Genomic DNA, 17372 nt, shown 5'->3' with positions numbered 1-17372 from the left:
ACAGTTGCCTCACGAGGCCGGGGTATGGGCGAATGACTATCCGCAAGGACGAGAACCTGCTGCGCGGCGATCGCACCCCGGCCTATGTCAGCCGGGAAACGGGTGCGGCCGAGCTGCAGATATCGCCCGACACTTGGGACCACTGGGTCAAGGACGGCACCCTGCCCGCGCCTTGCGACGCCTTCCCAGCCGGCACGGCACGCTGGCGCTGGGAGGACGTTGATCGTAAGCTCTCGGGGCGGACGGTCGTCGGGCTCGACGCCGCCCTCAAGGGAGCGGCGAACTTTGGCAAGAAACCGGGTGGCCGGCGTGACGCTGCCTGAAGGCGTTGAAAAGACCGTCGTCCGCAAGAAGTGCGGCAAGGTCTACACTTACTATTACTGGAATCCCGGCCGCGGCACCGCGCGTGAAGGCGAGCGCATCAAGCTGCCGAGCGCCGACACGCAGCCCGACGCGTTCTGGCGCGAAGTGAAGCGCCGGCGCGAGGCCATGCCGGCAGAGCTGCCGCCCGGATCGGTCGGCGCTCTGATCGCCCGCTACCGTGACAGCGACGAGTTCAAGCGGCTCTCGGAAGGGACGCAGAGCAATTACGACGTCCACATGCGCCGCTTCGAATCCGCCGAGACCTGGGGCCTTGTCGCCGTCGGCGAGCTGGTGCCGCTGGTTGTGCAAACCGCGCGCGACGCCATGAAAGAAACGCCGGTGATGGCCAACCAGATGCTCTCGGTCGGCCGCACGATCTGGGACTGGGCCATTCCGCTCGCGCTCGCCGAGGCCAATCCGTTCGACAAGGTGCGCGATTTCGAGATTCCCGATCGCGGGCACGTGCCTTGGCCAGCCTTCGCGATCGAGCACGTTCGCGCACACGCCCCACCCGACTTGGTGCGGATGATGCGCCTCGGGGTCATGACGTGCCAGCGTGGCAGCGACATGATCCGGATGGGCCCGGAGCACCGCGAGCGCAACGGCATTTGGTGCCGGCCGAAGAAGACGCGCAAGCGCCGGCGTGCCTTCCATATTCCGCTCGCAACCGTCGACGCGCTCGAGTTGGATCGCTGGGCCGAGACGCCGGTGCGCTTCACCAACTCGCGCTGGAAGAAGCCGATCGATCGCTTTCGCGAGGATCTGTATCTCTATTCGCCCAAGGGCGCGGCTTACACCGGCGACGGCCTGCGTGCGCGCTGGAACAGATGGCTGGAAGATACCGAACACGGCCGCGCGCTGTGCAAGCGCTGGAAGCAGTGGGTGGCCGGCCAGGTCAAGAAGTACGAGTGGGACATCGACCCCGAAGATGCCGACCACCCGACCATTCACGGCTTGCGCGGCACCGGCATCCTCGCCCGCGCCGAGGCAGGCTACGAGGTCGACCAGATCGCCAACGACATCGGGATGTCCAGGCAGAACGTCGAGCACTACATGCGGTTCAGAGATCAGATGAAGGTTGGGGCGGACGGGCAGCAGCGGCTTCGGGTGGTCAGCGAGTAAAAACCGCCCCTACTTTTTGGTGATGTGAGGTCCAACCATTCCGGGGAAAAACGGCATCAAGCTTCCCTCATTGAAAGTAAGACGATACGCCCGCGTGTCGTCTTCGATGTTCAAGAAAAATTGGCTCCAGGTTTCTAAAAACGCCTTAGCCTCCAGGCCAAGGACCTTCCCAGATGCTGAAGGATCTGGATCGCCGAATTTTGCGACCAACCTGACCGGCGCGCCGGGCGGAATCAGATTGATCTGATCGAGAGAGACAAGAACGTTTTGTCCGGTCGAATCTCGCGCCAGAACTTCAAGGTCGAGCTTCCTTCCGTTCTTCGCGGAAACCAAGCTCGCAGTTTTCAACACGACCTCTTTTTGAGAACTATTAGTTCCGAAGAACGTTAGCGCGAACACTGGCCGGCCGGTTGGCGGGCCGCCTTCCATCTCGAGATTGTAGAACCACCGCAGCGGTCCAGCTTCAGCCTCGCTTGTAGTTGGACCGATGAGAGAGCCCCCTGTATAGATCGCCCAAGCGGCGGCACCGAGGGTGAGCGATAGAAATATCCACGTACCACCGATGCCGACCAACAATAATTGCCAGCTCTGCACCCCTAGATCTCCCCCGGTAATTCTTTGGCGATTTCGCCAAGCGAATGCCACGACTCCGGCAAGAACCATCGTGGCAAAGAACCACATCCACCCCTCGGCGGGCAGAAATCGCGTTGCGACGCTTGTTAGGAAATTGCCGAGCCACATGTCTGGAACGTAGCACAGGCGCGCTGAAGCCGATCAGCGGTTGCGGGTGGACGATGCAGTTGCCCACAGCAGAGAGTTTTGCAAACCGCTCGGAAGTGCCCGGAATTGCTCAGGTCAAAACCGGAGCCAGTTGCAAAACCGTCTTAGGAAAATCAACAGGTTGGACGAAAAACCGAAAGGCTACCGTTACACCATTCCCCACCGAAGCGCTTGAAAACGTTTAGCTTTCTTCGGAAGTCCTGCAAGGCTGGCTGACAATTTTGCAAATCAGCGGCTCGCAGGCCGCTCATATAGCCGCGCTGCCCTTCGCGGTCCAGCCCTTCTGTGAACATCGTCACGTGTTCTCGCTGCGTTCACGCCCCTTTGCGCGATGTTGCGAAATCGGAGGTGCCCTCTCCGACTCGAGCACGTGTCTAGATGACGATGCGATCGAAATCAGCTGCGATCCGGGTGTTCGGAAAGATCCCGGCGGCCTCCGCAAGAACCTCGTCGTCCTCATAGCGGCCCGATTGGTGCGTGAGCACGAGCTGTCCGACATTGGCTGCCGCCGCAAACGCCGCCGCCTCTGCCGCAGTGAGATGGCCGTAAGCCCGGGCGGTCGATGCGTCGCGGTCCAGGAAGGTCGCTTCGATCACCAGCACGTCGGCGCTGGCGACATCGTCGGACAGCCCCTCCGTGGTCTCTGTGTCGCCTATCACCACGAGCTTCTTGCCGCCACTCGGCGGTCCCAGCACGTCTTCCGGGTCGATCGTTCGTCCGTCGGCGGTCACGACCGGTCGTCCCTCGGCCAGCCCTCCGCGCAAAGGACCGTCCGGAACGCCGAGCGCAGCGAGGCGGTCGGGCTGGAGATGACGGCGCGCGGGGCTCCGGAAAACGAAACCAAAACTGTCGGTGTCGCGGTGGCGGACCGGAAAGCAGTCGATGGTGAATTCACCGGCATCGATGACCTGTCCGGCGGTCAGCGGCGCGAACTCCACCGCGATCGGCGCCCTGCCTGCACCCCAGAGGCCTGCAAGCATTCGGATGACCATGTCGAGCGTCCCTTGCCCGCCGTGAATCGTCATCGCGTCGGAAGTCTGCCGCAATCCCAGCGTTGAAAACAGGCCGGGGATGCCGAGCACATGATCGAGATGAGCGTGCGTCAGCAGGATGCGGTCGAGCCGCCGAAAGCCGGCGCCGCTGCGCAGCAACTGGCGCTGCGTGCCCTCGCCGCAATCAATCAGGACACGCTTGCCTGCGGCCTCCACCAGGAGCGCCGGATGGTTGCGCTCCGCCGAAGGAACGCTGGCGGAGGTCCCGAGAAATGTCAGGGCGAACATTGGCGCGACTCGTCCAGCAGGCCTGTGAGCTTATCCGCTCGGCTTCGCAGAATCTGACCTCGGCTCCGATTGCGCTTCGACCGCCTGCACGGCGACACTCGCGACCTGTCGTAACGCTTCGCAATCCGCGCCTGAGGACGCCATCACGCCCATGCCGACCGACACCGCTGAGACATAGCGCGCGAGCGCCGCGGGATCCGACGTCGGCCTGAGATCGCCTTCGGCCTTGGCGCGAATGAAACGGTCGCGGAGCTGCTCCTCGTTGCGGGCGCGGCGCGCGGCCAATTCGAAGGGGACGTTCTCGGAGCCGGTGCCGCAGGCGATGCCGCCTTGCACCAGCAGGCAGCCGGGTGGATTGGCGGGATCGGTCTGCTTGTCGGCGATGCCCATCAACATCCGCTCGGCGACGGCGCGGGCGGTCGGTGCTGCCACCACCTCCTCCATCCAGATGTCGCGCAGCTTGGTGTAGCGGTCGAGCGCGGCCTTCAGCAGACCTTCCTTGTTGCCGAAGCAGGCGTAGAGACTGGGCGGGTTAATGCCCATAGCCTCGGTGAGCTGGGCAATGGTCGCGCCCTCATAGCCATGGCGCCAAAACACTTCCATCGCCTGGTCCAACGCCACATCAGCGTCGAATTGGCGGGGACGTCCCATGCCCATGTGCCTGTCTCCCTCGGATCCGGCGTTCCGTCCTACCCTAACGTCAAATCCTATCTAATTGTTCTAGCTCTCTTTTCTTGTGTCTTCCAATCGTCGCGGTATCGGCGTACAATTTTCTTAGTGAATGGTACATAAGTATCTTGCACTGCGGTATCCAGCTCCACATCTGTAGTGAACACTACATATCTGGAGCGCGCAAATGCATCCCTCCCAAAATACCCCCCGCACTGGCCGTTTCCGCCGCCTTCTCGGCGGCGTGGCCGTCGTTGGCGTCCTCGCCGCGGCCGGTTCGATTGCAACCGGCCGCTACTTTCATGCGGCGCAGGCGACCGCACCGGCGGCCGGGGCCGAACAAGCCGTTTCCGTCACCGTCGCGGTGATCGAGCCCCGGCAGACTGCGCTGTGGGACGATTTCTCCGGCCGGCTCGAGGCCATCAACCGCGTCGAGCTACGCCCGCGCGTGGCAGGAGCGATCATGTCGGCGAACTTCACCGAAGGCGCGCTGGTGAAGGCCGGCGATCTGCTGTTCAAGATTGATCCCGCCCCTTATGCGGCCGAGGTCGACAAGGCTGCCGCCCAGCTCGAAGCTGCGAAAGCGCGCGTCGTATTCACCCAGAGCGAGCTCGAGCGCGGCGCGCAGCTCGTCGGTAACGCCGTGGTGACGCGGCGCGATTTCGACCAGCGCGAGAATGCCCATCGCGAAGCGGTCGCCAATGTGAAGGCGGCCGAGGCAACGCTCCAGACCGCAAAGCTCAACCTCGACTATACCGAAGTGCGCGCTCCCGTTGACGGCCGCGTCGGCAAGATCGAGGTGACCGTCGGCAATCTCGTTGCCGCCGGCACCGCGTCCCCGGTGCTGACCTCGCTGGTCTCGGTGAATCCGATCTATGCCTCGTTCGATGCGGATGAAGAGATCGTGCTGCGCGCGCTGAACTCGATCGCGGATGCCTCCGGCCAACGCGGCAAGCTGGACCAGATCCCCGTCGAGATGACGACCTCGGGCGGCCTCTCCGCGAAGGGCCACATCCAGCTGATCGACAACCAGGTCAACGGCCAGAGCGGCACGATCCGTGTCCGCGCGGTATTCCGCAACGAGGACGGACGCCTCATCCCGGGCCAGTTCGCCCGCGTGCGCATGGGGCAGCCGAAGCAGCAGTCGCTGGTGATGATCGACGAGCGCGCGATCGGCACCGATCAAGACAAGAAGTTCGTGATGGCCGTCGGCGACGACAGCCGCGCCGTTTACCGGCCGGTCACGCTCGGCGGCGCTGTCGAGGGACTTCGCATCGTCACCGCGGGCCTCAAGCCCGGCGACCGCATCGTGGTCAACGGTTTGCAGCGCGTGCGTCCCGGCGCCCTCCTCAAGACGGAGATCGCACAGATGGGCGCGCGCGGGCCGCAGCAGGCTTCCAACCACAGCAACCAGGACGTGGTGCAACGCTAAGCACGATATTCCGGGGCGCGACGACGTCGCGAACTCAGGTGCGCAAACTGCGCACCTGAAAATCTCGAAGTTGCGAGACTCCGACACTTCACCTCTGGATTACGGGTTCGCGCTGCGCGCGCCCCGGAATAACGGCGGAGCTGTCGGAGGCGCGGAAAGACATTGCCCAGGGGCAAAACCATGAATCTCTCGAAGTTCTTCATCGACCGTCCAATTTTCGCCGGCGTGCTCTCGGTGCTGATTTTCCTCGCCGGCCTGATCTCGCTGTTTGCGATGCCGATCTCGGAGTATCCCGACGTCGTGCCGCCATCCGTCGTCGTGCGCGCGACCTATCCCGGCGCCAACCCCAAGGTGATCGCGGAGACGGTGGCAACGCCGATCGAGGAGCAGATCAACGGCGTCGAGAACATGCTGTACATGTCGAGCCAGGCGACCACCGACGGCGCGATGACGCTGACGGTGACGTTCCGCCTCGGCACCGACCCGGACAAGGCGACGCAGCTGGTGCAGAACCGCGTGCAGCAGGCAGAGCCGCGCCTGCCCGCCGTGGTGCGCCAGCTCGGCATCATCACCAAGAAGTCCTCCCCCGACCTCACCATGGTCGTGCATCTGTTGTCGCCCAACGGCCGCTACGACATGACGTATCTGCGCAACTACGCGGTGCTCAACGTCAAGGATCGTCTCGCCCGCATCGACGGCGTCGGCGACGTGCAGCTCTACGGCGCCGGCGATTATTCGATGCGGGTCTGGGTCGACCCGCAAAAGGCCGCCGAGCATGGCCTCACCGCGAGCGACATCGTGAGGGCGATCCAGGCGCAGAACGTCGAGGCCGCGGCCGGCGTCGTCGGCTCCTCCCCGAACGTGAGGGGTATCGACCTGCAACTCTCCGTCAACGCAGAAGGCCGCCTTGCGAACGAGGAACAGTTCGGCGACATCGTGGTCAAGACCGGCACACGCGGCGAAGTCGTTCGCCTGCGCGACGTCGCGCGCATCGAGCTTGGCGCCTCCGAATACGGCCTTCGTTCGCTGCTCGACAACAAGCACGCGGTGGCGATTCCGATCTTCCAGGCGCCGGGCTCCAACGCACTGCAGATATCCGACAATGTCCGCGCCACCATGGCCGAGATCAAGAAGAACATGCCCGAGGGCGTGTCCTACCAGATCGTCTACGACCCTACCCAGTTCGTGCGCTCCTCGATCGAGGCGGTGATCCACACGCTCCTGGAAGCGATCGCGCTGGTGGTGCTGGTCGTGATCCTGTTCCTGCAGACCTGGCGGGCTTCGATCATCCCGCTTCTCGCCGTGCCGGTGTCGATCGTCGGCACCTTCGCCGTGATGCACGTGTTCGGCTTCTCCATCAACGCGCTCAGCTTGTTCGGCCTCGTGCTCGCGATCGGCATCGTCGTCGACGACGCCATCGTCGTGGTCGAGAACGTCGAGCGCAACATCGAGTCCGGCCTGTCGCCGCGCGACGCCACCTATCAGGCGATGCGCGAGGTCTCGGGGCCGATCATCGCGATCGCCTTGGTGCTGGTCGCGGTGTTCGTGCCGCTCGCCTTCATTTCCGGCCTCACGGGTCAGTTCTACAAGCAGTTCGCGCTGACGATCGCGATCTCGACGGTGATCTCGGCCGTCAACTCGCTGACGCTGTCGCCGGCGCTGTCGGCGCTGCTGCTCAAGGGCCACAACGAGCCGAAGGACCGGCTGACGCTGATCCTCGACAAGAGCCTCGGCTGGTTCTTCCGCGCCTTCAACAAGGCGTTCACGCGCTCCTCCGAGAATTACGGCGGCAGCGTCAGCAAGGTGATCTCGGGCAAGGCTGCGGTGATGGGGCTCTACGTGGTTCTCGTTGGCATCACGGCCCTCTTGTTCCAGCAGGTGCCGGGCGGTTTCGTGCCGGGCCAGGACAAGCAATACCTGGTCGGCTTCGCCCGCCTGCCCGATGGCGCCGCGCTCGACCGCAGCGAAGAGGTGATCCGCAAGATGAGCGACATCGCGCTGACCCAGCCCGGCGTCGAGAGCTCGGTCGCCTTCCCCGGCCTGTCGATCTCCGGGTTCACCAACTCCTCGAACGCCGGCATCGTGTTCTCGACGCTCAAGCCGTTCGACGAGCGCAAGGATCCCTCGCTCAGCGGTCCCGCCATCGCGGCCGAATTGAACAAGAAATATGCCGGCATCCAGGAAGCCTTCATCGCCATGTTCCCGCCGCCGCCGGTCAACGGCCTCGGCACCATCGGCGGCTTCAAGCTGCAGATCGAGGACCGCGCCGGTCTCGGCTATGAGGCGCTGAACGAGGCCACCAGCGCGTTCATGGCGGCGATGCAGAAGGCGCCGGAGATCGCTGGCGTATTCTCGAGCTTTCAGGTCAACGTGCCCCAGCTGTTCGCCGATATCGACCGCACCAAGGCGCTTCAGCTTGGCGTGCCCGTGACCGAGGTGTTCAACACGCTTCAGATCTACCTCGGCTCCTACTACGTCAACGACTTCAACAAGTTCGGCCGCACCTATTCCGTCCGGGTTCAAGCCGACGCGCCATTCCGCGCGCGCGCCGACGACATCAGGCAGTTGAAGGTGCGCTCGTCCTCAGGCGACATGGTGCCGTTGTCGGCGCTGCTCACGATCCGCCAGAGCGCAGGCCCGGAGCGTGCGATCCGCTACAATGGCTTCCTGTCATCCGACATCAACGCGGCGGCCGCGCCCGGCTTCTCATCGGGCCAGGCGCAGGAAGCCGCGACGCGGATCGCTGCGGAAGTGCTGCCGCCGGGCTTTGCCTTCGAATGGACCGACCTGACCTATCAGGAGTTCATCGCCGGCAATTCCGGAATCTGGGTGTTTCCGCTGGCGATCCTCTTGGTGTTCCTGGTGCTGGCCGCGCTCTATGAGAGCCTGACCCTGCCGCTCTCGATCATCATGATCGTGCCAATGGGGCTATTGGCAGCGATGTTCGGTGTCTGGATCTCGAAGGGCGACAACAACGTCTTCACCCAGATCGGCCTGATCGTGCTGGTCGGCCTTTCCGCCAAGAACGCGATCCTGATCGTCGAATTCGCGCGGGAGCTCGAATTCGCGGGACGCACGCCGATCCGGGCCGCAATCGAGGCGAGCCGACTGCGGCTGCGTCCGATCCTGATGACGTCGATGGCATTCATCATGGGTGTTCTGCCGCTGGTGCTCTCGACCGGCGCCGGCTCGGAGATGCGGCGTGCCATGGGCGTCGCGGTATTCTCCGGCATGATCGGGGTCACCGTGTTCGGCCTGTTCCTGACGCCGGTGTTCTACGTGCTGCTGCGGACCGTCACCGGCATGAAGCGGCTGACGCATCACGGCAGCGACATCAGCGCTGCACCGGTTCAGGGCGCCGGGCACTGATCTGCCGCCCAGGCAACAAAGTCGCGTCATTCGATCGAATGACGCGCGATAACTTTCTGATGTCTCGGTTTGAACCTATCTCCGGCTGCAGCGACTCGCCTGCAATCGGAGTGGGGCCTTCAAGCATGAGCGGTATGGAAAAGGCTGCTGCGAACCTGACGAGACAGAGTGTGTCCCGCTATGGAGCGAGGATCTACTTCCTGTTCTCCTCGCAAAACTTCAATGCCGCCAGCGCCTCGCCGGCCCGCGGAATCTGCATCTCGATGCTGTCCTCCTCGTCGTCCTCGAAATCAAGCGTGAGGCGCTTCGCTTTAGCCAGCCGGTCCATGATCGACTGATCATACTCGAAGATGCCGCGCACCGTGGTCTTGTCCATGACCTCCCACTTCGCCTTCTTCATGATGTCGGCGTCGTCGGTGCCGACATCGGCCCGGAGGATCTCGCCTGTCTTGTCCCATTCCCAGCCGTCGTAGATCATGACGATCACAATCGCCTTCTCGGAATAGGTGATCACGATGACGTAGTCGCGGTTCTCGTCATCCTTGTCCTTGTAGCCGCGGCTTGCATTGCAATGCGTATCCTGCGCGCGCTTCTCGATGGTCCAGTCGCCGACTTTGGATTGTTGGGCAACAGCGGGCCCGGCGCTCAATGCGCCCGAAAGCAGTGCCGCGCCGAGAATGAATCGTTTCATGTCGGCCTCCCGCGTGGTTCCCGACCGGAGATGACCATCTCTGCCGGTGACTCGCAAGGGTTTCAGGCACAGAACGCGCCTGTGCCTACTCCCGTCGCGGCACGATCGCAATCGGCGTGAACGTGTAAACTTCCTCGCCCCTCTGGTTGAACATGGTCCATTTCACCAGCGCGATACCCTGCGGCTTCGTCTTGGACGGCGTCAGGCTCATGACCTCGCCGACCAGATGCAGACGGTCGTCGGGGCGCACCGGCATCGTCCAGCGCAGGCCGTCGACACCGGCGCCAATCAGCGGATGCGGGCCGAACGGGCGGGCCTGGATTGCGAGGTTCATGGCGATCGCGGCGGTGTGCCATCCGGAGGCGGCCAGCCCCTTGAACAGGGTCGCCTTGGCGGCCTCGTGGTCGAGATGCATCGGCTGCGGATCGAACTCGGCGGCGAAGCGCTTGATGTCGGCCTCGGTGACCTGAACTTCGGGGGATTTGAACTGCATTCCGACGGTGAGATCGTCGAACCACTCGACCTGCGCCATGATTCTGCCTCGCAATATGATGCGCCGTCCCGAAGAGGCGGCTCAAATGGCTTCAACAGTAACTGGATATAGCGGGCCCGCAGCGCACAAACCAGTAATGGGTTCCGCGCGAAACCCCTTTCCCGATGCGACGAAACACGCCTGAAACAGATGGCCGGTTAAGTGGTTGTCAAAATAAGTACAGGGAAGGCGACCATGCAGTTCATCCTCGACCTGATCTACGAATATTCCTGCTGCCAGAACCTCGTTGCCCAGCTGCCACGGGAGGATGAGCTATGATCGAAGTGATCTCAGCCCTGCTCGCCTTGTGCAGCGTCGGTGTATTCGCGGCGCACGCGCTCGACGCCTACCGCACCTCGCACTCCTGACCGCCTTGCCCTTCCCGCGCTAAAAGGGCCGCCGGTAGAAATGCTCGGAGTGTGTGGCCGGTGGAAACCGGTTGGCAAGCGCAAGTGCTGCCTTCTCGTCCGTCTCGAGAGCGATCTTCTGCGCCAGCATTACGTCGCCCGGCACGAGGAAGCCTGACGGGACGAAGCACCAGCCCATCGTCGCGTGGCCGTCGCCGTCGATCTCGTGGACGTTGGCGGCCGTGCCATAGTGGATGCGATAGGTCCTGCCGGTGTCGCAGCCGACCACGTCGAAATACCGGTGGTGCTCGAACTGCGCGCGCTGCGCCGGCGACAGCCATTCGGCCAGAAGCCGGCGGCCGCGGGCATCCGGCGTATTCTCGCCGAAGAAGCGGCGATAGAGTTCACGCAGCGCATGCAATCGCGCACGCGCCGGCGCCCGGAGCCAGACTGCCGCGATCATGAGCAGCTCGGATCAACCGCCGACCAGGCGGGGATAGAACAGCGTTTCCTGCGCGGTCGGGTCGAACGATCGGATCCGAGTGACTTCGCCGGGGCCGGTCCGAAGAGCGGCGGTGAACCCGGCTCCGGTCAGCTCCCGAAAGCGCCGTTCGGCTCGTGCCAGCGCTTCGGCATTGCCCGGATCAAACTCGTGGCGCGTGTCGCCAGTCTGGTCCATCACGATCTGGGTAGCCATGTTGAGTCTCCTCATGCCCAGCCCTGAACTTGAACAAAGCAAACCTCGTGCCGTCGGTTCCTGATGGCAACAACTTTCTCGCGCCCGCGCATCACGCCTTGCTGAGCAGCCTAAAGCGCAATAAGATCGTCATCGCGCTTTAGGCTGTTGTTTAAGCATGATCTTTTCGGAAATCCGCCGCACGCTTTTCCGGATCATGCTTCAGCGCGAGGCCGCGGCGCTCCCGCCCTCGTCGATCTGACGGCCCATCAGCGCGATGGCTTTCTGATAGACGCCTGCAGCATTCCAAGCCTCGATCGCGGCAAAATTCGGTTCGCCCGGCTGGTACCCGGCTCCCGCGCGCCAGCCATGGGCTTTGAGGAAATTCGCCGTCGAGTTCAGCGCATTGGCAGCAACTTCGAGGTTGCCGGTGCCGTAAGCCAGAATGCTCTTGGGCATGAACTGGGTCTGGCCGACCTCGCCATGCATGGAGCCGCGCGTCGATCCCGACAGCGTTCCGCGATCGATGAGCTTCAAGGCAGCATAGAGCTGGTCGGTGAAGAATTCGGGACGACGGCAGTCATAGGCAAGGGTCGCGATGGATGACAGCATGTTCTGATTGCCGCGCTGGCTGCCGAACCCGGTCTCCATGCCCCAGATCGCGATCAAGGGACCTGGCGGGACGCCATAGCGCTGCTGGATCGAGGCGAACAAGGCGGCCTGCGACTGCTTGAGCTGCCGTCCCTTGGCGACGATGGTGGTGGCACCCCGCTTGGCCAGGAACTGGTCGAGCGTCAGCGAAAAGCTGCGCTGGCCGCGATCGGCCGCGATGGTGGCGCTGGCGTAATTGGTCTGCATCAGGGCCGCTAGCGCGGTGGGACCGATGCCCTTGCCTTGCGCCTCCGCGCTGAACTCGCGCTTCCAGGCCTCAAAGCCGGCCGGCGAGCTGCCGCATTGCGCGGCCTCGGCGGTGGACGCCAGGCAACCCATCAGTGCCGCCACGCCAAGAACCGCCCCCGCAAGAGCCCTGCCTCTGATCATAACCAACATCTCCGTCCTGTACCGATCGGCAATCTTACCCACTCGAAGGCGCCGACTCCATGGCCTGATCATAGGACAATTCGAGACCTTCCAGTTTGCCCTCCTTGCGCCATTTTGCGAGCAGCCGCAGGAACGCCACCGGCCCGCGCCAATACTGGCTGTTTCTTGCCGCGATTGGATCGAATACGCCTTCGTTGTTGTAGTAGCCCGGCGTGCATTCCGCGAGATAGGTCTGCCGGCCGACTGCGGCCCTGACGACCTCGTCGACCCAACCGCTCTCGGCGGCAAGCGTCGGCTCCAGGGTACGCGCCTTGCGCTCGCGGGCCTGCTTGATCACATACGCGATGTGCTGCGATTGCTCATCGATAATGTGAGGAAAATTGGCGCTCTGTCCGGCCTGCACCGTGACAATGAGGAAGCAGTTCGGGAAGCCGCGGCTGTAGAAGCCGTGCAGCGTCTTGACGCCGTCACGCCACCGCTCGGACAGGCTGATGCCGTCGCGGCCATAAACCTCGAAGCCCATGCGGCGGGCGTAATCGGTGCCGACCTCGAAACCGCTGGCATAGATCAGGCAGTCGATTTCATGGGCCTTGCCGTCGACGACGACGGCATTCTCCGTGATGCGCTCGACGCCCTGCCCCTTGGTGTCGACGAGGTGCACGTTCGGACGATTGAACGTATCGAGATATTCATCATGGAAGCACGGCCGCTTGCAGAAGGCCTTGTACCAGGGCTTGAGCGCCGCGGCCGTTGCTTCGTCCTTCACGACGGCGTCGACGCGGGCGCGGATCTCCTCCATCTTGCGGTAATCGGCCTGCTCGATCACCTTGAGCGCCTCATCCATCGAGGTGACCGGCTGGGCTTGGCGGCGCGGCGCCAGCAAGATCTCGCCGAGCAGGCCGGTCCAGCCGTCCTGCACCAGATCCTGTTCGAACGGCTCGCCTGAAATGACGGCTGTAAAATTGTCCATACGCTCGCGCTGCCAGCCCGGCCTCAGGCTCTGGGCCCAGGCCTGATCCGTCGGACGGTCGTCGCGAACGCCGATCGCAGACGGCGTGCGCTGGAACACATAGAGCTCCTTCGCCGACCGGCCGAGATGCGGCACGCATTGCACGGCGGTGGCGCCGGTGCCGATGATCCCGACGCGCTTGTCGGCGAGACCGGTCAGACCACCGTCCGCGCTACCGCCGGTGTAGCCGTAATCCCAGCGACTGGTATGAAAGCTATGGCCCTTGAACGTCTCGATGCCGGGAATGCCCGGCAGCTTCGGACGGCTCAGCGGACCGCCGGCCAAGATGACGAAGCGCGCGCGGATGCGATCGCCCCGATCGGTCTCGACCAGCCAGCGCCCTTCCTGCTCCTGCCAGTCCATCCGCGAGATGACGGTCTGAAACAGCGCACGCTCATAGAGCCCGAAATGACGGCCGATGCGGCGCGAATGCTTGTAGATCTCGGGCGCTCGCGCGTACTTGCGCACCGGCATGTAGCCGGTCTCTTCCAGGAGCGGCAGGTAAATGTAGCTCTCGGTGTCGCAGGCGGCGCCGGGATAACGATTCCAGTACCAGGTGCCGCCGAAGTCGGCGGCCTTTTCCACGATACGAAAATCCTCGATGCCGGCCTCACGCAACCGCGCACCACACAACAGGCCGCCGAAGCCGCCACCGACGATGAGCACTTCGGTTGCTTCGCTAACGGCGGCGCGCGCAAATCCTGGATCGGCCCAGGGGTCGTCGAGATAGCGGCCGAACTCGCCCGTGACGTCGACATACTGCGCCTTGCCCTCGGCGCGCAGACGACGATCGCGCTCGTCGCGATAGCGGGCACGGAGCGCGGAAATATCGACCGTAGGCGCGCCGGTTGTGCCGGTCTTGTGTCTTTCCGCTGACATTCATCTCCTCCACCGCGACCGCTGCTTCACCGGCAGCTCCCCTCACGTTAGCTCTGAAAAAGTGCCGCATGCAATCATGCCCGTTGTTTTTTGCGTGAACGCCGCGTGGCGTTCCGCTAACCTTCCGCGCAAATCACGAGCCTACGCCGCGCAACGACGCGGCGATCCGGAGGAGACCATGCAGGGATTGATGATGGACATGCCGCTTCTGATCAGCGGCCTGATCCAGTACGCAGCCGACTATCACGGTGAAGCGGAGATCGTCGCGCGCGAGATCGAGGGCGACATCCATCGCTACACCTATGCGGACGCCCATCCCCGCATCAAGCGGATGGCGCTGGCGCTCAAGCGGCTCGGCATGAAGCCCGGCGACCGCGTCGGCACGCTGGCCTGGAATACCCATCGCCATTTCGAGATGTTCTACGCCGCCCCCGGCATGAACTACGTGCTGCACACAGTGAATCCGCGGCTGTTTCCCGAGCAGCTCGTCTACATCATCAACCATGCCGAAGACCGTCTCCTGTTCTTCGACCGCGCCACGCTGCCGCTCGTCGAGGCGATCGCGCCGCAATTGAAGACGGTCGAGGCATGTATCGTGATGTCCTCGCGCGAGCGGATGCCGGAGACGAAGCTCGCCAATGTCCATTGCTACGAAGAGCTTCTGGAGAAGGAGAACGACGCCGGATTCGTCTGGCCGGAGTTCGACGAGAAGTCCGCTTCCACCATCTGCTACACGTCGGGCACGACCGGCAATCCCAAGGGCGTGATCTATTCGCACCGCGCCGCGATCCTGCAGACGATGACCTGCTGCAATTTCGACTTCCTGCCGGGCCATGTCGAGGGCGTACGCGAGGTGATGATGCCGATGGCGCCCCTCTTCCACGGCAATGGCTGGAATATGCCGTTCACGGCTCCCTATACCGGCTCGAAACTGGTGCTGCCCGGCCGCAACTACGAGCCCGACAAGCTCTATGAATTGCTCGAAGGCGAGAAAGTGACGCTGTCGGCGGGCGTGCCCAGCTTCTGGCTGATCCTGCTCGATTGGCTGGGTCGCACCGGCAACAAATTCTCCACGCTGCGCGCGACGCTCTCGTCCGGCTCGGCGCCGCCGCGCGCGATGGTCGAGAAGCTGAAGCGCGAATATGGCGTCGACTACATCCAGGCCTGGGGCATGACCGAGGCCCTGGGCTGCTCAATGCCGGGCTTGCGGCCCGGCTCGGAGCATCTCAGCGAGACGGAGAAATTCGATCGACGCCAGGTCTCGGGGCGCGCCTGTTTCGGCACCGCCTTGCGCATCGTCGACGATGCCGGCAACGAACTGCCGCGCGACGGCAAGACCGTCGGTCATCTGCGCGCCCGCGGCCCCTGGGTCGCCTCCGGCTACATGAAGCTGGAGGAAGGCCTCGATCGCGACGGCTGGCTGATCACCGGCGACATGGCGGTGATCGACGCGCAAGGCCACGTGACGCTGACCGATCGCTCCAAGGACGTGATCAAGTCCGGCGGCGAATGGATCTCTTCGATCCAGCTCGAGGACATCGCACTGTCCCATCCCGACGTGCTCCAAGCTGCCGTGGTCGCGATCTCGCACGAGAAATGGCAGGAGCGTCCCTTGCTCCTCGTGGTCCGCAAGAAGGGCGCGACCGTCGACGGCAAGGCGCTGCTCGACCACATGCGCCCAAGGATCGCGAGCTGGTGGATGCCGGACGCGGTGGAATTCCTGGACGAGTTCCCGATGACCGGCACGGGCAAGGTGCTGAAGTCCGCTCTGCGCGAGAAGTTCAGGGAGTACCGCGTCGCGTGAAGCGACGCATCATCGCGCGGACGTCCGCGCCGCCCTTCGATCCAGGAGACCAGAGATGCTCTACCCGATGTCGCCCAAAGTCGTCGAGCTCAAGCGCAAGCTCGAGAGCTTCATGGACCGGCACATCTATCCGAACGAGGAACGCTTCTATCGCGAGGCGGAGGAACTCGGGCCGTGGAAGGTCTATCCTGTCGTCGAGGAGCTGAAGCCGCTGGCGCGCGCCGAGGGACTCTGGAATCTGTTCCTGCCCGAGAGCCGTCACGGCGCCGGCCTCACCAATCTCGAATATGCCCCGCTCTGCGAGGTCATGGGCCGCTCGCATCTCGCCCCCGAAGTGTTCAATTGCTCGGCGCCCGACACCGGCAACATGGAGGTGCTGGAGCGCTACGGTTCGGAGAAGGACAAGGAGCGCTGGCTGAAGCCGCTGCTCGCCGGCGAGATCCGCTCCTGCTTCGCCATGACCGAGCCTGCGGTCGCCTCATCCGATGCGACCAACATCGAGAGCTCGATCGTGCGCGACGGCGACCATTACGTCATCAACGGCCGCAAATGGTACACGACGAACGCGACCGACCCGCGCTGCAAGATCTGCATCTTCATGGGCAAGACCGATCCTGACAATCCGGACCGCCACAAGCAGCAATCGATGATTTTGGTGCCGATGGACACGCCCGGCATCGAGGTGAAGCGTCCCCTGCCCGTGTTCGGCTTCTACGGCGTGCCCGACCGCGCCTCTGAAGTGATCTTCACCAATGTCCGCGTGCCCAAGGAGAACATGCTGCTCGGCGAAGGCCGCGGCTTCGAGATCGCGCAGGGCCGTCTCGGTCCCGGCCGCATCCATCACTGCATGCGGCTGATCGGGCTTTCAGAACGTACGCTGGAGAAGATGTGCCGGCGCGTGCGCAGCCGCGTGGCGTTCGGCAAGCCCGTGTCCGAGCAGACCGTGACACAGGAACGCATCGCCGAGGCCCGCATCATGATCGAGCAGGCCCGGCTGCTGACGCTCAATGCCGCCTACGCGATGGACACGGTCGGCAACAAGGTGGCGAAAGCCGAGATCGCGATGATCAAGGTCGCCGTGCCCAACATGGCCTGCCAGATCATCGACTGGGCCATCCAGGCGCACGGTGGCGGCGGCACCTCGAACGATTTCGGCTTGACCCAGGCCTACGCGACCGCGCGCTTGCTGCGGCTCGCGGACGGGCCGGACGAGGTCCACCGGAACCAGATCGCCCGGCTCGAGCTGAAGAAATATTCGAACGCTTAGAAGAAGCGCTCGTTTGTGAGGCGCCGTCGGCGCTCGCGCTTCCTTCTCCCCTTGTGGGAGAAGGTGGCGCGAAGCGCCGGATGAGGGGTTCTCTCCCCTCGCCGGACCGTT

15 protein-coding genes are annotated in these 17372 nt (G+C 63.7%); 6 read left to right on the top strand and 9 right to left on the bottom strand.

The features are described from left to right. Positions 1-32: 32 nt before the first annotated feature. Complete coding sequence (locus tag AX729_RS21470) at positions 33-323, top strand: helix-turn-helix transcriptional regulator (RefSeq protein WP_061026364.1); 291 nt, start codon at positions 33-35, stop codon at positions 321-323. Then, positions 310-1485, top strand: coding sequence for a site-specific integrase (locus AX729_RS21465; protein ID WP_156457119.1), 1176 nt, complete (start codon positions 310-312; stop codon positions 1483-1485). Before AX729_RS21470 ends, AX729_RS21465 begins: the two co-directional genes overlap by 14 nt. 9 nt (positions 1486-1494) lie before the next feature. Here AX729_RS21465 and AX729_RS21460 read toward each other — a convergent pair whose 3' ends face one another. From AX729_RS21460 to AX729_RS21450, 3 genes are all read right to left on the bottom strand, one after another. Next, entirely contained in the window at positions 1495-2166 is a 672-nt protein-coding gene (locus tag AX729_RS21460) for a hypothetical protein (protein ID WP_156457118.1), read from the bottom strand. 473 nt (positions 2167-2639) lie between these two features. Further along, on the bottom strand, positions 2640-3545 hold the full coding sequence (gene rnz, locus AX729_RS21455) for a ribonuclease Z (RefSeq protein WP_061026361.1): 906 nt from the start codon (positions 3543-3545) through the stop codon (positions 2640-2642). Between the two features lie 30 nt (positions 3546-3575). Further along, positions 3576-4202, bottom strand: coding sequence for a TetR/AcrR family transcriptional regulator (locus AX729_RS21450; RefSeq protein ID WP_061026360.1), 627 nt, complete (start codon positions 4200-4202; stop codon positions 3576-3578). 199 nt (positions 4203-4401) lie between these two features. Here AX729_RS21450 and AX729_RS21445 point away from each other — a divergent pair, with 199 nt between their 5' ends. Beyond that, a complete protein-coding gene (locus AX729_RS21445) occupies positions 4402-5646 on the top strand; it encodes an efflux RND transporter periplasmic adaptor subunit (RefSeq protein WP_061026359.1) in 1245 nt (414 codons plus the stop codon). Positions 5647-5826: 180 nt separating this feature from the next. Next, a complete protein-coding gene (locus AX729_RS21440; protein ID WP_061026358.1) occupies positions 5827-9015 on the top strand; it encodes an efflux RND transporter permease subunit in 3189 nt (1062 codons plus the stop codon). Between the two features lie 193 nt (positions 9016-9208). On the opposite strand, the gene AX729_RS21435 is transcribed toward AX729_RS21440, so the two are convergent. The 6 genes from AX729_RS21435 to AX729_RS21410 all read right to left on the bottom strand — a co-directional run bounded on the left by AX729_RS21435 (position 9209) and on the right by AX729_RS21410 (position 14190). Next, positions 9209-9706, bottom strand: coding sequence for a hypothetical protein (locus tag AX729_RS21435; RefSeq protein ID WP_061026357.1), 498 nt, complete (start codon positions 9704-9706; stop codon positions 9209-9211). A gap of 85 nt (positions 9707-9791) precedes the next feature. After that, positions 9792-10238, bottom strand: a complete 447-nt coding sequence (locus AX729_RS21430; protein WP_061026356.1) for a MaoC family dehydratase — start codon at positions 10236-10238, stop codon at positions 9792-9794. Positions 10239-10625: 387 nt separating this feature from the next. Further along, positions 10626-11048, bottom strand: coding sequence for a hypothetical protein (locus tag AX729_RS21425; protein ID WP_061026355.1), 423 nt, complete (start codon positions 11046-11048; stop codon positions 10626-10628). Between the two features lie 12 nt (positions 11049-11060). Then, positions 11061-11282, bottom strand: a complete 222-nt coding sequence (locus tag AX729_RS21420) for a hypothetical protein (RefSeq protein WP_007592399.1) — start codon at positions 11280-11282, stop codon at positions 11061-11063. Between the two features lie 201 nt (positions 11283-11483). Continuing rightward, positions 11484-12302 carry a lytic murein transglycosylase gene (locus tag AX729_RS21415; RefSeq protein WP_061026354.1) on the bottom strand — a complete coding sequence of 273 codons (819 nt, stop codon included), beginning with the start codon at positions 12300-12302 and terminating at the stop codon, positions 11484-11486. 34 nt (positions 12303-12336) lie between these two features. After that, the gene (locus AX729_RS21410) at positions 12337-14190 is read right to left on the bottom strand and encodes a flavin-containing monooxygenase (protein ID WP_061026353.1); all 1854 of its coding nucleotides are present in this window, start codon (positions 14188-14190) and stop codon (positions 12337-12339) included. 178 nt (positions 14191-14368) lie between these two features. On the opposite strand from AX729_RS21410, the gene AX729_RS21405 reads away from it, so the two are divergent. Beyond that, complete coding sequence (locus AX729_RS21405; protein WP_061026352.1) at positions 14369-15994, top strand: long-chain fatty acid--CoA ligase; 1626 nt, start codon at positions 14369-14371, stop codon at positions 15992-15994. Positions 15995-16049: 55 nt separating this feature from the next. Continuing rightward, positions 16050-17261 carry an acyl-CoA dehydrogenase family protein gene (locus AX729_RS21400; RefSeq protein ID WP_061026351.1) on the top strand — a complete coding sequence of 404 codons (1212 nt, stop codon included), beginning with the start codon at positions 16050-16052 and terminating at the stop codon, positions 17259-17261. Positions 17262-17372 lie beyond the last annotated feature (111 nt).

Source organism: Bradyrhizobium sp. CCH5-F6 (assembly GCF_001556045.1).
Classification (GTDB): Bacteria; Pseudomonadota; Alphaproteobacteria; order Rhizobiales; family Xanthobacteraceae; genus Bradyrhizobium.
The sequence above is the reverse complement of the archived record's forward strand: the minus strand, read 5'-3'. Positions and strand labels throughout refer to the sequence as shown.